The following is an 18,495-nucleotide window of genomic DNA, read 5'->3' as shown; positions in this document are numbered from 1 at the left end:
ATTTATCTAACGGCGTAACCAAGCAGTCCGCGCCGCAACTTCTCAACAAAACGCCGCGATGTCTGCGCCCTGCGGTATCCTTGAGCCACTCGCACCTGCAGCACCAAGGAGCCGCCATGCGCACCGAGCTCGATGTCCCCTTTTCGCACAAAGAAGAAGCCAAGGCGCTGGGCGCCAAATGGGACCGGACCAAGAAGATCTGGTATGTACCCAGCGGCGTCAACCCCGAGCCCTTTGCCGAGTGGCTGCCCGGTGTTGACCGATCCGACCCCTCAGCGCCGTATATATATCTAGTACTGGGCAAGCGCGAGTGCTGGAAGTGTCACAAAGAGACCTCGGTCGCGGCCTTCGGCATTCCCTATCGAATCGATGACGACAAGGGCATCGCCATCGCGCACGCGCCCAACGAAGCCGGGCACATTACCATCGACACGGCCAATGCCAACGCGCTCGCCATTGTTCCCGCTCTTGGCTGCGTGCCGGGCGAGATCCGCGACTATCTTTCTAAGCGCTGCGGCTACAAGCCCGTAGGCGCGCGAGCCTCCAAAGCCCCGTCGCTCGGCAACACGTGCACCAGTTGCGACGCGCTGCAAGGCAGCCGCTATCTGTTCGAGGAGCCCTCGTCCCCGTTTGCCCTCACTGCCATCAACAAACTGCCGGCACTGGAGTTTGTGCGCGTCGAAGTTGCCGGCGTCTTCGGCGTCCCGGCCACACGCACCGACTTTGACCAGGCGCTCTTTACCTGGGCACGCGACCATCACGCCAAGTTCCACAAGCAGCTCGGTGAGGGGATTTATTTATAGGGACAGAGATGCCTTCACAGCCAGCTCCTCCGCATCACCTATCCCTCGTCGCCGGCGTCGTACACGATATCGAGGCCACAAACAGGGCATTTCTCCTGATACACCGGCATATGAACGCCTGTCCGTTTTCTCACTTCGTCGCTAAGTCTGTCGCACGCATCGATGAACCGAATGTCGAGGCACGGTATTTGCGAGCCGCAGCAAGGACAGGCGACGACAAACGACCCGCAATCAACTTCTACGCTCGGAAACATTTTGTTGTCTATAAGGGCGCACGGCAGTTTTCCGTACTTCCCCATCGCAATATCGCCTCGCCAGCTCACGTTCGCTCCCCTCTCGCTATACAAATCAGGAAGAGCATGCACCGGCAGGCGTGTGCGAGATTGCATCGCCACGCGATCCGATCAAACAGCACGATCGTAAAAGACCGCCAAAGCCAAATTTCATCGTCGGTCGCACCCTGTCCGGCAAACTCAATATCGACGGGTATGTGCTTCAGATAACTCATGTCGGGCGCAAAACGAGGGTCCGGTCCGCCTTTATGAACAGGACCGTGCAGAACAAACCATCCGTTTTCGGGCTCGAACCGCTCAACAAACGCAAGGCCGAGCACCTTATAGCCCACCTCGGTTGCAAATATGACTCCGACTGGGACGTCACATTCCATGCAGTTGAGCATTTTACGGTTGTAATTCTGGTCTCGAAAATCAACGGTACCCGACGCTTGAACCGAGTACTTAATGACCCACGTACCATCGTCCAAATAGAGCGGAGGCACATTGTTGATGCTCTCGGTTTGCCGCTGGCGCGCTTGTACCCCGCTACCCCACTCCCCTGTATACTGATGTAGCACGTGTTTCATCCGGGCTTGTTGGACCGGGTCGTTCATGGGAGGGTCTTATGGCTGCTTCGAATCCGCCTAAGGGGAGCGTTTCTTCTTCGTCCATCAAGCCGGTTACGCGCAAGGCCGTGCGTTGCCAGCGCGAGGTCGCTTGGCTTGTCACGCAGGCGGCGGGCAGGCTTGTGGCGAGCACGGAGGACGTCAATGCTCCCACACCGAGCTTTGTGCTGGCAGCGGCGCTTGATCGAGTACGCCAGCTGGAATTCGCCGCGCAAGAAGACGGCAGCCACCTTGACTACCAGAACGCCATGGCGCCCGACCTGCAAACGTTCTGCCACATGGCCAAGTTGCCCGCCGCGCCCAATGCGCTTTCGGACGCAGGCTACATGTTTACGCTTTCGGGCGCGGACCTTATCCGCGACATCTACGCATACTGCAGCGAGCTCGCCGAGCGCAGCGTCTTTGGCACGGCAGAAATCAAACCGGGATATGTCATCAAGCTGGTTCTTAGGCTGTTCTTGATGGACGGGTTCGGGGCCATGCCGGCGTAAGCCGAGTCTTTAGCATCACCGTCGACTGGGCAACAACCGCTTTACCTTAGTGGGCGCCAATCGAGGGTCGATTATTGGGTCGCCTCGTCCACTAACGCATTTATTCCACGCGCTCTGACAGTCTATATTTGCGGTTGCGGCTTGTCGACGGCGCCGTCGGCTCAAGCTCACCCTGCTCAATGAGCGCATTGACGCGTGCCCTAACCTGGGAAACCGTGAGTCCCGTGCGCTCCGCCAGTTCGCGCGTCCCCAATTCGCCGTAGCGCTTGAGTGCCGTCATAATCAAGTCCCCGCCATGATCGACCGGCTCGATCTTTGGACGGTAAAGTACGACCTTGAACCGATCGAACCCCGGGCAGAACAGGGGCTCGGCCAGACCATGCGCGCGCATGGCATCGATCATCATCGGGATGCCCGAGCCATTGCCCTCAGCCGGCGAACCTGCGCCATCCGGCAGCGGGACAATCGACATGAGTTTCACGAGCGTCGCGTTACGGCATCGGGAGCTGCCGTCAAACAAGTTCTCGCGAGTCTTTCCCCCGTAAAGGCCGCCAGGATTCGTCACCTCGACACGATCGTCAAAGACGTCGACGGCAATCGATTGTCCACAGAACCGATCCCCGTATTCTCGATGGATTACGGCGTTGGCGATTGCCTCGCGCAGAACCTCCTCGGGAATCTCCAGCGAGTCGACACGCGAGACGCCTTGGACGGTCGAGGTTCGCCGCAAATTCTTGGCGACGGCCGCGACAGCATCCGAGATCATCTCGCCCAACGTTCCCTCACAGATTGTGCGGTCCATAAACCTTAGTGGCCCCGCAGCTCCCTTTTGAGTTCCCACGTGGACAGCCACATCAATGAAGAGCTTGGGATAGAACTGCTGAGGGTAAACGCCCGCGGCAAGGAGGCCGGCCTTGGTAACATTGCCCTGGAAGTCGAGGAAATTCAGACGCTCCATCTTTGTCTTCTTGTCCGCCGCACCGCGCATCGCTCGAGGCGTCAACGAATAGGCACGCTCTATCGTGCGGTCGACCAGCGACTCGTCGAGATCGCCCACACTCGTGCCGGGCACCGCATCGCGATCGCTAGGACTCGTCCGTTCATATGACGACAGTGCCAAAACCTCGGTCGACGAAAGCGGGACATCTTTGTCATCGATGCGTTTGTAGCTGCCACCTTGAGCGCCCCGCTCCATGACATAGCAAGGCTTGCTCGACGGGTCAAGCTCCTCAATCGCGATGACTAGAACCACGGTGCCCTGGAGCTCCACGCGCTCAATGGTGTATTTGGGCGGATTGGCCAGCTTTCCGCGACCGCCAGCATCGCCCATGCCCGCCACGAATTGGTTGAGCACTTTCTCGGTCTCAAAGTTTGCAACTGGGACAAAACCCGCGCGCTCGCTCACTCCGAGTACGATGATGCCGCCGGCGGTGTTTGCGAAAGCGCTGACCGTTTCCCATACGTCGCGGGAAAGCGTCGTGGCGCTCTCCTTGACCTCAACGTTAAGATCGTCCGAGCCCATGCGCCTTAAAGACTCGAGCAGACCGGTCAGTTCGTTTTCGTTCATCTGCACGTCCTTTCGCTCGGTTCTGCGAAGAATGCCGCGAATAGATTTCCTTCGTCTCTCAGTTATCTCTCGTAATTATCTCTCATCTTTCTGTTATCTCTCATATTAGAGAGGAGTGAGAGATGAAAGATAAGATGTCTGTCATCTGTTTCATTTAAACATGTTTTCGCTGGTAAAACAATCTATATTGAGACAATACCATGGTTGTCTGTCTCTTTGCAGCATTGTTATCTCTCATATTTATCTCTCATCTTTCTGTTATCTCTCGTATTAGAGACGAATGAGATATGAGAGATGTGCGGGCGGCGGATGAGCGTGGATTTTGGACGGTCGGGAAATGAGGGTGGATATTTGGACGGTTTTTGGGCGTTTTGAGGCTGATTCCGTCCGAAAATCCACACTCATTTGGCGGGCGTCCGAATTTCCACGCTCGTGTGTCCGAAAATCCACGCTCATCCGGCAGATTGGTCGAGGGCCCCATATGGGTATACTCTCGAGGATTCGACTCGATTCGCCCCCGCTGGGGCGTCAAAGGAGACTGCATATGCCCACCACCTCAACCGACCCGCGCGCCGCTGCCGCCGCGCTGCTAGTGCCCGGCACTACCTGCCACGGCTTTGCCGTCGAGCGCTGCGAGACCGTGCCCGAGCTCGACTCGGACGCCTATGTGCTGCGCCACACCGCCTCGGGCGCTCGCCTGCTGTACCTGGCATGCGATGACGAGAACAAGGCCTTTGCCATTGGCTTTAAGACGCCGCCGGCCGATTCCACCGGCGTGTTCCATATTCTTGAGCACTCGGTACTGTGCGGGTCGGCCAAGTTTCCCGTCAAGGAGCCGTTTGTCGACCTGATCAAGAGCTCCATGCAGACGTTTCTCAACGCCATGACCTACCCCGACAAGACCATCTACCCCGTTGCCACCACCAACGAGCAGGACCTGTACAACCTGATGGACGTGTACCTGGACGCGGTGTTCAACCCGGCCATCTATACCAAGCCCACCATTTTTGAGCAGGAGGGCTGGCACTACGAGCTGGACCTGCCGGAGAGCGCCGAGGTCGAAGGCGACAGCAGCTCCGCGAGCCTGCGCGAGGGCACGCTGCGCTATAACGGCGTGGTGTTCAACGAGATGAAGGGCGCGCTGTCCGACCCCATGAGCGTGCTGGACGACGCCGTCAACGCCGTGCTCTATCCCGATACCGCCTATGCGCACGAGAGCGGCGGCGACCCGCGCGCGATTCCCGCGCTCACTTACGAGCAGTTCCTGGACACGCACGCTCGCCACTACAATCCTTCCAACTCCTACATCACGCTCTACGGCGACCTGGACGTGGACCGCGCACTGGCCTTTTTGGACGAGCGCTATCTGTCGCAGCCGAGCGCCGCGAGCCGCCGCATGGACGCAGCCGTCGCCGCCGGCGAGGACCCGTCCACGCTGGCACCCAATCCGCTGGACGTGCAGGCGCCCGTGACCTGCGAGTATAAGCGCGTCGAGATGGCCACCACGCCCGAAAACGCCCTGGTGGGCCTGGGCCTTGTGCTGGGCAGCGCACTCGACCGCAAGCGCACGATCGCCGCGGACATCCTGTTTGAGGCGCTGCTGGGCTCCAACGAGGCGCCGGTTAAGAAGGCTATCCTGGCGGCAGGCCTGGGCGGCAACGTGGTGAGCTACACCGCGGCCGAGTGCCTGCAGCCCTACGAGCTCATCATGCTGCAAAACGCGCAGCCCGGCGTGGCGCGCGAGCTGCGCCGCGTGTTCCAGGACGCCTGCCGCGACCTGCACGAGCACGGCATTCCGCGCGAGCGCCTGGAAGCCATCATCAGCAGCAACGAATACGACCTGCGCCAGCGCGACTACGGCATCGCCGACGGCGTGGCCATTGCGTGCGACGCGCTGAGCACGTGGCTCTACGATGACGACGCCGCGACGCTGGCGCTCAAGTACGGCCCGGTGTACGAAGAGCTGCGTGGCGAGCTGGACGGCAGTTACTTTGAGGACCTGCTGCGCGAGCTGGTGCTGCAGAACGACCATATGGCGCTGGTCGAGCTGGTGCCGGTGGACGCCGCCGAGGGTTCGGAGGGTGCCGAGGCCGCCGAGCTGACAGCCAAGCGCGACGCCATGACCGATGCCGAGCTGACCGATGTGGTCGAGCGCACAGCCGCGCTGCGTGCCGCACAGGAGGCCGAGGACACGCCCGAGGACAAGGCCACGCTACCGCGCCTGCGCGTGTCCGACATTGGCGAGGCACGCCCCGAGCCGCCGCTCGTTGTGGACACGACCGCGCCCATCCCGTGCCTGCGCCACGACATCCCCACCAACCGACTGGCCTACGCCATGCAGTATTTCGACCTGAGTTGCGTCGCGTTTGAGGACCTACCCTACGTGACGCTGCTCTGCCGCCTGCTCAAACAGCTGCCCACGAGCGAGCACTCGGCCGAGGAACTTGACAACCTGCTCGCCGGCAAGCTGGGCTTTTTGAGCTTTACGACCGAGGTCATGACCCAGCCCGACGTAGACGGCGTGCGCCCCTACCTGCTGGTGAGTGCCGGCGCCCTGTCCGAAAAGATCGACGCGCTGGCGAGCCTGCCGCGCGAGGTGTGGTCGAGCACGCTGTTGGCAGACGCCGACGCCGACCGCGTTCGCGACGTGCTCACGCAGATTCGCATTGGGCTTGAGCAGGGCTTTATCAACAACGGACACTCGGCGGCGCTGGGTCGCGCGATGAGCTACACCTCGCCTTCGGCCGTGGTGCGCGAGCAGCTTTCGGGCGTGGATTTCTATCTGTTCCTGCGCGATCTGCTCGAGCACTTTGACGAGCGCCTGGACGGCCTGCGCGCCAAGCTTGCAGAGCTGGCAGACCGCATCTTTGTGGCCGATGGCTGCATGGCGAGCTTTACCGGCAGCGACGATGACTTTGACGCGTACTGGGATGCCGCGGGCGACCTGGGGCTGGGTGCGGGCGATGGTGCCGGCCGCGACGCGCTCGCGGTGCCGGCGCCGCGCGACCGCCACGAGGCTTTCGTGATCCCCAGCGACATCTGCTTTGCCGCGCGTGCGTGCGATCCGCGTCGCCTGGGCATTGACGTGACAGGCGCTTGGGCCGTGGCTGCCAACGCACTCTCCTACGACTATCTGTGGAACGAGATCCGTGTGAAGGGCGGCGCGTACGGCTGTGGATTCCGCGCGGCCGGCGAACGCCAGACGGCGTTCTACACCTACCGCGACCCGGCGATTGACCCTTCGATTGAGCGCGTGGAGCGTGCAGGCGCATGGCTTGGCCGCTTTGAGCCCGACGAGGCCGCCTTTGAGGGCTTTATCGTGAGCTGCGTGAGCGGCATGGACGCGCCGGTGAAGCCCTATGCGCTCACCAAGCGCCGCAACACGACCTACCTGGCCGGGCTCGATCCGCATGCGCGCGAGGAGCGTCGCGCCCAGATGCTCGCCGCCACGCCCGGTGAGCTGCGCTCGCTCGGCACCGACGTAACGCGCATCGCAGCCGAGTCGCCCACCTGCGTCTTTGGCGGCCGAGACGTCATCGCCAAGAGCAACGCCGGCTTTAACGTAGTCGACCTGATGGGCTAACCACAGCAAGCAAAACCACTACAAAGGGGACAGGCCCCTTTGTAGTGGTTCGAACACTTGTTCTATACGTACACATGTTCTATAGTATGGGTGATTGCATCGGATCTAAATTGCAACTAGAATATAGTTGCAGAATGTGAGGCGGGATGACTCGAGCCGATAAACTCATCGCCCAACTGTTTAGCTGCCCTTCGACGTATCGGTATGCCGATTTTTTAAAAGTCATGGCCTCATATGGCTTTGAAATGGACAGCAAAGGCAAGACATCCGGATCGCGCATTCGCTTCTACAGGCCCTCAGATGGCAGGATGTTCGTGATGCACGCGCCTCATCCATCTGACGAATTGACAGCGGGGACAATTCGAAACATCGTTCGATTTCTGCAGGATGTCGGAGGCAGTCATGAGTAACGTTTTGGCATACAAGGGCTATTTCGCCCCAGTCGAGTTCGATGCCGAGCAGCATGTACTAACAGGTATGGTCGCCGGCATTAGGGACGCAATTGTATTTGAAGGCTCCACGGCTGAAGAAGTGGAGCAATGCTTCCACGACGCCGTCGACGATTACCTTGAGTTTTGTGCCGAAAAGGGCAAGGAACCAGAGCGGGCTTTTAAGGGCTCGTTCAATGTGAGAACAGGCTCCGAGCTTCACAAGCAGGCAGCACTGGCGGCGGCAAAGAAGGGCGAGTCACTCAATAAGTTTGTGACCGAAGCAATCGCCGCGGCGTTATAGCGTTAACGCATGGGCCAAAACCACCACAAAGGGGACAGGCACCTTTGTGGTGGTTTCGACATTTGCCCAGATAAAACCTGCCAAAATTAACCTGCCCTTTTTGGTAGGTTTGGGAGAGGAAGCCGGGATGGACAAGGCTGAGTTGCGGCGGGCGGTGATTGCTCGGCGCGATGCTCTTGATTTGGACTTGCGGGCGGCGAAGTCTGCTGATATCTGTGCGCGGCTGGTTGAGCTGCTGGGCCGCTTGGATGCCGCGGCGCCGCACACCGTTGCCGTCTATGCCGCGATGGGTTCCGAAGTCGACTCAGCCGCGTTTGCCGCAGCTGCCGCCAAACGTGGCTGGCGCGTGGCCTATCCGTGCATGCTCTCGGCAACAGACGCCGCAGCTTGTGGCCAGCGCATGTGTATGCGGGCAGTTGCTGCCGGCGACGCGGACGCGGCTACGTTTATCGCCCACCCCACGCGGGCCTTTGCGGCCACGGACATCGACAGCAGCCGCTTCCCTATCGTGCCTGCCGAAGCTCTCGACATGATCGTCGCGCCGCTCGTAGCATTCGACCGCACCGGCACGCGCCTAGGCTACGGCGGCGGCTGCTATGACCGCTACCTGCCCATGCTCTCGCCCGTATGTCAAATCGTCGGCATCGCCTTTGACGAACAGCGCGTCGACCACATCCCCACCGACGTCCACGATCTGCCGCTGCCCCACATCATCAGCGCCTAACCGCTGCCACATCAGCCACGGCTACAGCGGCATCATCGCAGCCTAGTGCTCCTCGCCGGCTCGGGCCAGGTCGTAGGGTGTGGTCTGGTAGACGTAGTAGTTGAGCCAATTGGTGTAGAACAGCTGAGCCTGGCTGCGCCAGACGTTGCGCGGCTCGGCGGTGGGATCGTCGCCCGGGAAGTAATGCGCCGGCACCTCCGGGTTGAGTCCGCGCTTCACGTCGCGCTCGTACTCCAGGCGCAGCGTGTCGGTATCGTACTCGGGGTGGCCAAATACAAAGAAGCGACGGCTGTCGGTCGACTTGACGATGTACAGGCCCACCTCGTCGGACACGGCCACGACCTCAAGCTGCGGCTCGGCCTCCACGTCCTCGCGGCGCACATCGGTGTTGCGCGAATGCACGGCATAGAAGCGGTCGTCGAAGCCACGGACCAGCGGGCTTTGCGGCTTCACCAGATAATGCTCGAACACGCCGCTTGCCTTTGCCGGCAGGTCGTACTTCTGGATACCGTAATGATGGTACAGGCCGGCCTGCGCGCCCCAGCAAATGTGCAGCGTAGAGTGTACGTGCGTGGTGGACCAATCCATGATCTGGCAGAGCTCGGGCCAGTAGTCGACCTCCTCGAACGGCATCTGCTCCACCGGGGCGCCCGTGATGATCAGGCCATCGTAGTGGATGTCGCGGATGTCGTCGAACGTGCGGTAGAACGTCTCCAGATGGCCGGCGCTCACATGCGTGGCCTCGTGCGTCTTGGTGCGCAGCAGGTCCACCTCCACCTGTAGCGGCGTGTTGGAGAGCTTGCGCATGATCTGCGTCTCGGTGGCGATCTTGGTGGGCATGAGGTTGAGGATGAGCACGCGCAGCGGGCGGATGTCTTGGTGCAGCGCGCGGTACTCGGTCATGACAAAGATGTTCTCGCTCTCGAGCTGCGCGGCGGCAGGGAGGGCGTCGGGGATGCGAATGGGCATGGATGCTCCTTACGAGTCAGTTGCAGCTATGGTACAACGAGCAGCCCTATCCGCGCGAGCACATCGCCCAGCGATGCCGCCAGCGGCCCAAATCACTCCAAAAGTAGAGATTAAGGCATGTCCCAAAAATCTACGGCGCTTTAGTCTAGCAAAGTGACGGCAGGACGCTACAATGGTTCGACGCAAAAAACTCGGCCGGAAGGATACTCGTATGTACCAGACGCGTAAGATCGGTGTGGTCGGCCAGGGCCACGTAGGAGCACATGTCGCCAACAGCCTACTCATGCAGGGCATTGCCGATGAGCTGTACCTGTGCGATATCAACGAGGCCAAGGTGACGTCCGAGGTCCAGGACCTGCGCGACTCCCTTTCGTTTGTCCCGTACAACACCAAGATCGTCAACTGCTACGACCACTACAAGGAGCTTGCCTGCTGCGACGTCATCGTCAACGCCGCCGGCAAGGTCGCACTGGCCGCCGGCAGCCGCGACGGCGAGCTGTTCTTTACCACCGACGCCGCCCGCACCTTTGCCAAGCGCATCGTCGACGCCGGCTTCGACGGCATCTTCGTGAGTATCTCCAACCCCTGCGACGTCGTGTGCACCGAGCTGTGGCATCTGACCGGCTACGATCCCAAGAAGATCATCGGCTCGGGCTGCGGCCTGGACTCCGCCCGCCTGCGCACCGAGATCTCCAAGAAGGTCGGCGTGAGCCCCAAGTCCATCGACGCCTACATGATCGGCGAGCACGGCTTTAGCCAGCTTGCCGCCTTTAAGGCCGCAACCATCGCCGGCAAGAGCCTCAACGAACTTCAGGCCGAGAACCCCGACAAGTATGCCTTCGACCACATGGAGATCGAGGAACTCGCGCGCAAGGGCGGCTACGTAACCTACCAGGGCAAGCAGTGCACCGAGTACGCCGTCGCCAACTCCGCCGCGCGCGTCTGCGCCGCCGTGCTGCACAACGAGCACGCCGTGCTTTCGGCATCCACGCTCATGACCGGCCAGTATGGCGAGGAGGGTATCTTTACCTCCCTGCCGTGCGTGATCGGCGCCGAGGGCGTCGAGGAGGTCTACACGCTCGACCTGTCCGAGCACGAGCTCGAGGGCTTCCACAAGAGCTGCCAGCACATCCGCGACAACATCGCCCAGCTCGACTGGTGGGACGCCGAGGCGTACGACGCAAAGTAGGCCGCCGCTTGACGCGACACCTCGCCCATACGGACGCCATGTAAAGCGGGCCGCGCCGGAAACCCATCGGCGCGGCCCGCTTTTTGGCTCACACGACACGCTTACAAATTTAGGTCTAATACTTTTCCGCGAAGTGAACGAGCAAAAATGAGCCCCCGAAGCATCGACACTTTATGGGAACCATTTCCTGCGGTTTCATTAAGATTTTCCTGCAGTTTTGCCGCCAAAAAGTGTGGATGCTTCGGGGGTCCAAAATAGGTCGTTCACATCGCGGAAAAGTATTCACCTTCGTTTTCGCGCAAACACAAATCCGGCCGCCACAACGCAAAACGGGGCCCGCGCGCAGCGCAGACCCCGTCAAAAAGATAATTCCCGTTACCTAGTACTGCTCGATGCCCATGTAGCGACGGATCTCGGGGCTGTGGTCGAACACCTTGCCGCGGGCGGCGCGCAGCTCGCAGCTCATCGCGTAGAAGAAGATCGGCTCCAGGAACGAACGGACGCTGGCGGGCACCTCGCCCACGCCGTATTCGAGCGCATCGAGCACCATGACCGTATCGGTGTGCGTGTTGAGGAACGCGAGTGCACGCTCCTCCATGGGGCGGCACTCGCCCGATCCGAGCTGCACAAAGTAGAACACGCCGGGCTCGGTAGCCTCGAAGGGGCCGTGGAAGTACTCGCCGGAGTGGATATAGCAGCAGTGCTGCCACTGCATCTCCATGAGCGAGCAGATGGCCATGGCGTAGGTCTGACTAAAGTTGGGGCCGGACCCCAGGATATAGAAGAACTTGTGCTGCTGGCAGAGCTCGGCAAAGCGGGCGCCCAGCTCGGCGTTGACCTTCTCGCGGGCGGCGGGCAGCAGCACATCCATCTGCTTGAGGCCCTCGTACATGTCGGCGAGCGCCTCGTAGCCTTCCTGCTGGTCGAGCAGCTCGGCAGCGATCAGGGCGCCGATGCCCTGCGGCACCTCGGCCTGCGACACGCCCTCGCCCCAGGGGTAGACCCAGGTAGTCCACTTGCCGTTATCGATCTTGGAGCCCTCGCAGTCGGTGAGGGCGACGACCTCGGCGCCGGCGGCCAGTGCCATCTCGCAGCCGTCGACGACCTCCTGCGTGTTGCCGCTGTGGCTGCAGGCAATAACGAGCGACTTCGGCCCTAAGCTCTTGGGGGCCATCAGGCAAAACTCGCGTGCCGTGTAGACCGTCGAGGTAAACGTGGTGGCCTCGCGCTTGAGCAGCTCGTTGGCCGGCATCAGGTCGATCATCGAACCGCCACAAGCGATCCAAAAGACGTTTTCGATCTTGCCCTTGCGCTCGATAATTTCCTGAACCAGATCATGTGCGTTCATGGTGGTGCCCCTCCTTGTGTGGCGGTTTAGAACGACGACAGCTCGTACCTGCTGTCGTTCTATGTTGTCCTATATATAGCACGCACGACGACACCCGTGAAGTCATTTCACCAAATTTGTTCTATATTGTTCTATCTGTGGACGTTAGATGTCGAACACGTAGCGCGAGCCCACGATCTTTTGGCGCCCGAGCAGCAAGGGCCGCTCGTCCTCATCGGTAAAGTACGCCTCCATATAAAACAGCGGCTCGCCGACCGGCACCTCCAACAGCGGGGCTGCCTGAGCATCGGCAAGCGCAATCTCCACAGTACAGGGGTCGGACTTGAGCGGCGCGCGGCCCGAATGCTCGGCAACGAGCGCAAAGATGGAATTGTCCGTGAGGTCCTTGTCGGCAAGCGTCTGCAGATAGGGATGGTCGGCCAGCACAAAGGCGTTGTTCTCGAGCATGACGGGCACGCCGTCTGCCGTGCGCACGCGCTCGACAACGATGAGCTCGCAGCCGGGTTCCGCCCCAAAAAACGCCGCGTCCTCGCGCGTCGCCGCAACCACCGTGCGCGACACCAGGCGTGCTCCGGCCACCATGTCGTTGGCAGCGCAACCCTCGGAAAAGCTCTGAACGTCACCCTTCTGGACAATCTTGCGCTTGAGCTTGGGCGCGCACACAAACGTGCCCCTCCCCTGTTGACGGTTGAGATACCCCGCGCGCGACAGCTCCTCGATGGCGCGGCGCACGGTGATGCGTCCCACGCCGTAGTACTTCGCGAGCTCCATCTCAGAAGGAATGCGCGAGCCGGATGCGTACACGCCACGCGCGATCTCGCCTTTTAGGTCGTCCATAACCTGCTGGTACAGCGGCACGGCAGACACCTCAGTACGCTCGGTTTTATCGTCGGATGTCATCGTTATGCTCCATTCCGTGCATGCTCGGACTCAAACTCTTCAATCGCCGCCATAAACTGCTCGCCAAAGGCGTCGGCCTTTTTCTCGCCGATGCCGTTGACCTGGATAAGCTCGTCGCGCGTCTGTGGGCGTAGGCGGCACAGACCGCGCAGGGCCTTGTCGGAAAAAACCATGTACGGCGCCATCTCCAGCTCGGTCGAAATCTCCTTGCGCAGGGCACGCAGGCGCTCAAACAGCTCGGCATCGTCGCCCACGCGCGGGCGCTGATCAAGCTCGGCCTCCTCACGCAGCAGATCCACCGCGCGGCGGGCACGGGCCGAGGCCTTGCGCTTGGACGCACGACGCTTGACGGTAAAGGCAAACGCCTCATCCTCGACCTCGGTGGCACGCGGGCCCAGCCCCACGACCGGGTACTGCCCCTGCGAGGTAGCCAGATAACCGCGGCCGCACAGCTGGCCGATGATGTCCTTGATACGCCCGACCGATTCGCTCGACAGCTCACCGTAGCCGCGGTCCTCGTCCAGATGCATCTGGCGAATGCGCTCGGTGTTGCCGCCGTGGAGCACGTCGGCGATGAGCGACTTGCCGAAGCGCATGGGTCGCGTGGCCACATAGCGCACAGCGGCGCGGGCCATATCGGTGACGTCCTCGACCTCGAACTGCATGAGGCAGTTGCTGCAGTTGCCGCAGCCCTCGGCCTCGTCCGTGGCGGCGGCGCCCGCACCAGCCGCGGCAGCATGCTCGGCCGCGGCCTCGTCGCCAAAGTAGCGCAACATATATTCGCGCAGGCAGCCGGTGGTATTGCAGTAGCCCTCCATCTGGCTGAGCAGACGATATCGATTCTGGAGCGCCCACGCGCGCTGCTCGTCGTCGAGCGCCTCGTCGGCAGCGTCGCCGCGGTCGATCAGAAAGCGGCGCATGCGAAAATCGTTACCGTTCCACAGCAAGTGGCAGCTTGCCGGGTCGCCATCACGGCCGGCGCGGCCCGCCTCTTGGTAGTATGCCTCGATGCTCTCGGGCACGTTGTTGTGGATCACGTAGCGCACGTTGGGCTTGTCGATGCCCATGCCAAAGGCGTTGGTGGCAACCATCACCTGAATGTCGTCGTCGATAAAGGCACGCTGGCTCTGGCGGCGGGCGTCGTTGCCCATGCCGGCATGGTAGCGACCCACGCGAATGCCGCTGGGGCCCAGTGCCTCGGCAAGCTCGCCCGCCAGCGCATCGACCGTCTTGCGGGTCGAGCAATACACGATGCCGCTCTCGCCCGAATGCGCAATCACATAGTCGCGCACCCAGGCGGTCTTGGCCTTGTCGCCCATCTCCTCGCAACCAAAGTAGAGGTTCTTGCGATCGAAGCCCGTCACCACCGTCGCGGGGTTTTGCAGGCCGAGCATCTGCTGAATGTCCGCGCGCACACGCTCGGTCGCCGTAGCGGTAAAGGCTGCCACGATAGGGCGCTGCGGCAGGGAATCGATGAACTCGCGAATCTGCAGGTAGGCGGGGCGGAAATCCTGGCCCCATTGGCTCACGCAGTGGGCCTCGTCAATGGCCACGAGCGGCACGCCGATGCCGCCTTCGGCCGCAGCTTCCTGCGCAAAGGCCAAAAAACGCGGCTCAAGCAAGCGCTCGGGCGCCACGTACATAAGCTGATAGCGGCCCTCGCGCGCCCGCTTGAGCACGGTGTTTTGCTGGGCCGGGGTAAGGCTGGAGTTGAGATAGCTGGGTCGCGCACCCGCCGCGAGCAACGCACGGGTCTGGTCCTCCATAAGCGACAGCAGCGGACTCACCACAAAGGTGATGCCGGGCAGCATGAGCGCGGGCACCTGGTAGCAAATGGACTTGCCGGCGCCCGTGGGCATAACACCCAACGCATCGCGACCGGCAAGGATCGCATCGACCATGCGGTCCTGTCCCGGGCGAAACGAGGTGTAGCCAAAATAGGCGCCGAGCGTGTCGAGCGCCATCTGCTGCATGCTATCGGTCATGGTTTCCTAACGTCCAAGTCATCTGCCGCCGATTATACGCCGCTACGCGGACCGGCGCCGCGCGGCTGCCGGCCACGGGCGATGCAATCCAAGGCGAACGAGCGTGGATTTTTGGACACTTTCCGGATGAGCGTGGATAATCTCCCACTTTAAGCCCGTCACCAAGCCAAAAACGGGAGATTTTCCACGCTCATTCTGCGGGTAGTCGATGTTTTGGCAATGTCAGCGAAAGCCCGCCAGAGCGAGCAAGGTGCCTTGAAACGAGGCGGCATTGACCTTCTGGTCATGCCGCCGAAGTTGAAAGGCAGATTGCCGCTCTGGCGGGCTTGTAGCGTCGAGCCGTTACGCGGTTTGGTAAAACCGCGTAACTTACATCACCATGACGTAGCGCGATCCCACGTAGTACTGCTTACCCATCAGAACCGGCTCGCCATTGGGACCGGTAAAGCTGGCACGCAGGTTGAGCAGCGGATCGTGCGGAGCAATGCCCAACTCGGCCGCCTGCTCGGTATTGGCACGAACGGCCTCGACCGTGCGGTAGCCAACCGAGACAATCGGCGTTCCGCCAACACGCTCGACCTCGGCAAAAATCGACTTGTCCTCAAGATCGGCCGTCAACAGCTCACGGTAGGCGTCAAACGGCACAAAGATGTTCTCCTCAAAGATGGGCTCGCCGTCGGCTGTACGCACGCGCTTAATATGCAGCAGCAGCGCGTCCTTTTGCAGGCCAAAGAACTCCATCTCGTTTTGACGTGCCGGCACAATCTGGCGATCGACCACATGCGCGCCCGCCTTCATGCCGTTGCTGGCACACAGCGCGGTAAACGTCTGCAGCGTCGAAGCGTGGAACTGACGATTGATGTGCGGCGTGGAGACAAAGGTACCACGACCCTGCTGCTTAACCAGGTAGCCATCGGAGCACAGCTCCTCGACGGCGCGGCGCACCGTAATGCGGCTCACGTCGTACTGCTCGGCTAGCTCAAGCTCGGACGGAATACGCTCCTTGGGTGCATAAACACCTTTCTCGATCGCATCCTTGATTTCGTCGTAAATCTGCTGGTAAAGCGGTGCATTTTTGGGCGCAGGCATATCTAATCACTCTTATCGAAATATCGAAATAACTAATACGTATATAACGTCTAGTTTCATATTACCTCATAATGATAAAACGATACACCCTCCCTACCAAAAAGCGACAGCTTCATTTTGGTAGGTTTTATCTGGGCAAACGAGAGCCTCTCGAAAGCAACGGGGCTTTCGGGGGGCTCGTTCGGATGGGTTGCGCAGGACCGGCAAAATGCCAATACCCTACTTGCCGTCGTCCTGCTGCAGGCTGTCCTGTTCGCTGAGGCGCGCCTGCCTGCTGGCCATGCGTGCGGGCTTGTCGGGATCGGGAACGGCCGTGGGCATGGGCTCGTCGACATGACCACCCCACCAGCCGCCCACAAAGTTGAGCGTGTGGAACACGTTGATCACGGCGCCGGGATCAACGTCGCACACCAGCTTGATAATGTCCTGACTCTCGTAGGTCGAGACAACGGTGTTCAGCAGGTACATCTTTTCGCGGCTATATCCGCCGACGACCTCGGCGCAGCTAATGCCGTGCTGAAAATGGTTTACGTAGGCAGTCATGACCTCGTCTGCCTTGCGCGTCGTGATCTGCAGCGTCACGCGATCGTAGCGACGATAGAAACTGTCGATGGTCTTGGTCGAAATAAACTGGAACACGATGGAATACGCCGCCTTGTCCCAGCCAAACATAAAGCCAAAGATCGCCAGGATAAAGCAGTTGAAACCAAAGATGACGCCCCAGATGGTCTTGCCCGTGTGGTTGGAAACCCACAGCGCGATAAAGTCGGTGCCGCCGGTGGATGCGCCGGATTTAAGTGCGATGGCAGCGCCCAGACCCGAGACCACGCCGCCAAAAATGATGAGCATGATCTTGTCGCCCAAAAACGGCGCGAAGTGAAAGACGTTGAGGAACAGCGACGAGAGCACGACCTGCATCATCGAGAAGATGACGAAGCGCTTGCTAATGCCGCTCCAGCATAGGAGCGCCACGGGGATGTTGAGCGCGAGCATACCGAGCGAAATGTCGATGCGAACGCCGCCCAGCGAGGTAACGCGATCGAGCAGGACCGCAACGCCGGTGAGGCCGCTCGGAAGCAGGTCGGCGGGCTGAACGAACGCCTGGATCAGGAATGTCTGGAGAACGGCGGAAATCGTGACCGCCACGGCAGTAATGGCGCGGCGGACGATGGTGAGGCGGCCGAGTACGAGCACTCGGTCCGTGAGCTGATCGATGGCGTTCGCCACGCAGGCTCCTTTCGAAGGCAGATGTAGTTGTGGGGTATGTCCGCGATTGTAGCATGGAGCGTGCGGGGGCGCTTCAATTCACCCTCTCTCGACAACCAAAGCGGGACCAGCAACCCCACGACCAAAGGCCCAAATTACAAGTGAGTAGACTTTACGCGACCTGCAGAGCACACCCAAAACCGCCACCCCTGTGACCTGCGGTTTTACTAGAGCAGATGCGCTTTGTGCTCGTCTTGCATCAAAAAGTCTACTCACTTAGTCCGAATCGAAGCCAAACGGATCCAAATAGATGACAAATTAAGCCAATCCGCAGCAAAAGACGCGTGAATCAGTGCTTCTCTCGGCGGATTGACGCTACAAAGCGGCCAAAATGTCGGTCAGATTATCGATAACGGCATCGGCTCGCGATTGATCGAGGTTGACACCCTCGTGCGGACGCAGCGCCAGGACGCGGGCGCCGGAGCGCTTACCAGCCTCGATGCCCAAAGGCGAATCCTCGATAACCAGGCACTCGGCAGGCTCCACCCCCAGCGCCTCCATGGCACGCAGGTAGATCTCGGGGTCGGGCTTAAACGCACTGCACTCGTGACCGCTGATGGTGTAGTCCAGCACGTCGGCGATACCGGCAATCTCCACCAGCTCGTCGATCAACTCGCGATAGGACGAGCTCGCGATGGCACACTTCACGCCACGCTCATGCAGCTCACGCATCACCGGCTCCGCCTGCTCGTTGAGCAGCTCGGCATACGGAACGGGGTGGTCCGGGCTGTAGACCTGCTTGTACTCCACGCGTAGGCGCTCGCGCAGCTCAACATCGTCGGGCACCAGCGCCTCCCAAATGGCCGGCTCGTTAGACCCCGAAAGATCGGGAATCTCGTCAAAGTGGAACCCCTTCTCTTCCATAAACGCCACGCGGCGGCGGTTGTAGAACCACTCGGTATCGACCAGCACGCCGTCCATGTCAAACAGCACTGCCTTGATCATACG

The 18,495-nt window shown here is 60.7% G+C and carries 16 protein-coding genes; 7 read left to right on the top strand and 9 right to left on the bottom strand.

Annotated elements, in window-relative coordinates; all coding sequences use genetic code 11:
- The first annotated feature begins 116 nt into the window (after positions 1-116).
- Positions 117-803: a DUF5710 domain-containing protein gene (locus tag PMX70_RS05260; protein ID WP_117839823.1), complete on the top strand. Its 687-nt coding sequence runs from the start codon at positions 117-119 to the stop codon at positions 801-803.
- A gap of 319 nt (positions 804-1,122) precedes the next feature.
- Here PMX70_RS05260 and PMX70_RS05255 read toward each other — a convergent pair whose 3' ends face one another.
- A complete protein-coding gene (locus PMX70_RS05255) occupies positions 1,123-1,692 on the bottom strand; it encodes a hypothetical protein (protein WP_271743104.1) in 570 nt (189 codons plus the stop codon).
- Between the two features lie 11 nt (positions 1,693-1,703).
- On the opposite strand from PMX70_RS05255, the gene PMX70_RS05250 reads away from it, so the two are divergent.
- Positions 1,704-2,195, top strand: coding sequence for a hypothetical protein (locus PMX70_RS05250; protein ID WP_117648206.1), 492 nt, complete (start codon positions 1,704-1,706; stop codon positions 2,193-2,195).
- 100 nt (positions 2,196-2,295) lie between these two features.
- Here the strand turns inward: PMX70_RS05250 and PMX70_RS05245 are convergent, their stop codons facing one another.
- Complete coding sequence (locus tag PMX70_RS05245; RefSeq protein WP_117645965.1) at positions 2,296-3,762, bottom strand: ATP-binding protein; 1,467 nt, start codon at positions 3,760-3,762, stop codon at positions 2,296-2,298.
- Between the two features lie 544 nt (positions 3,763-4,306).
- Between PMX70_RS05245 and PMX70_RS05240 the strand changes: the two genes are divergently transcribed.
- The 4 genes from PMX70_RS05240 (at position 4,307) to PMX70_RS05230 (ending at position 8,801) form a co-directional block, all read left to right on the top strand.
- A complete protein-coding gene (locus tag PMX70_RS05240) occupies positions 4,307-7,345 on the top strand; it encodes an insulinase family protein (RefSeq protein ID WP_271743103.1) in 3,039 nt (1,012 codons plus the stop codon).
- 146 nt (positions 7,346-7,491) lie between these two features.
- Positions 7,492-7,755, top strand: a complete 264-nt coding sequence (locus tag PMX70_RS10145) for a type II toxin-antitoxin system HicA family toxin (protein ID WP_117629026.1) — start codon at positions 7,492-7,494, stop codon at positions 7,753-7,755.
- A complete protein-coding gene (locus tag PMX70_RS05235; protein ID WP_022094981.1) occupies positions 7,748-8,077 on the top strand; it encodes a type II toxin-antitoxin system HicB family antitoxin in 330 nt (109 codons plus the stop codon). The genes PMX70_RS10145 and PMX70_RS05235 overlap by 8 nt, the downstream gene beginning before the upstream one ends.
- A gap of 127 nt (positions 8,078-8,204) precedes the next feature.
- On the top strand, positions 8,205-8,801 hold the full coding sequence (locus PMX70_RS05230) for a 5-formyltetrahydrofolate cyclo-ligase (RefSeq protein WP_271743102.1): 597 nt from the start codon (positions 8,205-8,207) through the stop codon (positions 8,799-8,801).
- A gap of 42 nt (positions 8,802-8,843) precedes the next feature.
- Here the strand turns inward: PMX70_RS05230 and metA are convergent, their stop codons facing one another.
- The gene (metA, locus tag PMX70_RS05225; RefSeq protein ID WP_271739874.1) at positions 8,844-9,770 is read right to left on the bottom strand and encodes a homoserine O-acetyltransferase MetA; all 927 of its coding nucleotides are present in this window, start codon (positions 9,768-9,770) and stop codon (positions 8,844-8,846) included.
- A gap of 211 nt (positions 9,771-9,981) precedes the next feature.
- Here metA and PMX70_RS05220 point away from each other — a divergent pair, with 211 nt between their 5' ends.
- Complete coding sequence (locus tag PMX70_RS05220; RefSeq protein WP_271743101.1) at positions 9,982-10,959, top strand: L-lactate dehydrogenase; 978 nt, start codon at positions 9,982-9,984, stop codon at positions 10,957-10,959.
- Positions 10,960-11,338: 379 nt separating this feature from the next.
- Here PMX70_RS05220 and PMX70_RS05215 read toward each other — a convergent pair whose 3' ends face one another.
- From PMX70_RS05215 to PMX70_RS05190, 6 genes are all read right to left on the bottom strand, one after another.
- On the bottom strand, positions 11,339-12,307 hold the full coding sequence (locus PMX70_RS05215; protein ID WP_271743100.1) for an SIS domain-containing protein: 969 nt from the start codon (positions 12,305-12,307) through the stop codon (positions 11,339-11,341).
- A gap of 144 nt (positions 12,308-12,451) precedes the next feature.
- Positions 12,452-13,207, bottom strand: coding sequence for a GntR family transcriptional regulator (locus PMX70_RS05210; protein WP_271743099.1), 756 nt, complete (start codon positions 13,205-13,207; stop codon positions 12,452-12,454).
- A 2-nt stretch (positions 13,208-13,209) separates the two neighbouring features.
- Positions 13,210-15,192 (bottom strand): RecQ family ATP-dependent DNA helicase, encoded by a 1,983-nt coding sequence (locus tag PMX70_RS05205; RefSeq protein WP_271743098.1) that lies wholly within the window; start codon positions 15,190-15,192, stop codon positions 13,210-13,212.
- Between the two features lie 369 nt (positions 15,193-15,561).
- On the bottom strand, positions 15,562-16,281 hold the full coding sequence (locus PMX70_RS05200) for a GntR family transcriptional regulator (protein WP_117877469.1): 720 nt from the start codon (positions 16,279-16,281) through the stop codon (positions 15,562-15,564).
- Positions 16,282-16,500: 219 nt separating this feature from the next.
- Positions 16,501-17,508: a YitT family protein gene (locus PMX70_RS05195; RefSeq protein WP_271743097.1), complete on the bottom strand. Its 1,008-nt coding sequence runs from the start codon at positions 17,506-17,508 to the stop codon at positions 16,501-16,503.
- Between the two features lie 354 nt (positions 17,509-17,862).
- Complete coding sequence (locus tag PMX70_RS05190) at positions 17,863-18,492, bottom strand: HAD family hydrolase (protein ID WP_271743096.1); 630 nt, start codon at positions 18,490-18,492, stop codon at positions 17,863-17,865.
- Positions 18,493-18,495: the final 3 nt, after the last annotated feature.

The organism is Collinsella aerofaciens, from assembly GCF_028206795.1.
GTDB classification, from domain to species: domain Bacteria; phylum Actinomycetota; class Coriobacteriia; order Coriobacteriales; family Coriobacteriaceae; genus Collinsella; species Collinsella aerofaciens_AX.
This window is presented reverse-complemented; position numbering and strand designations above follow the sequence as displayed.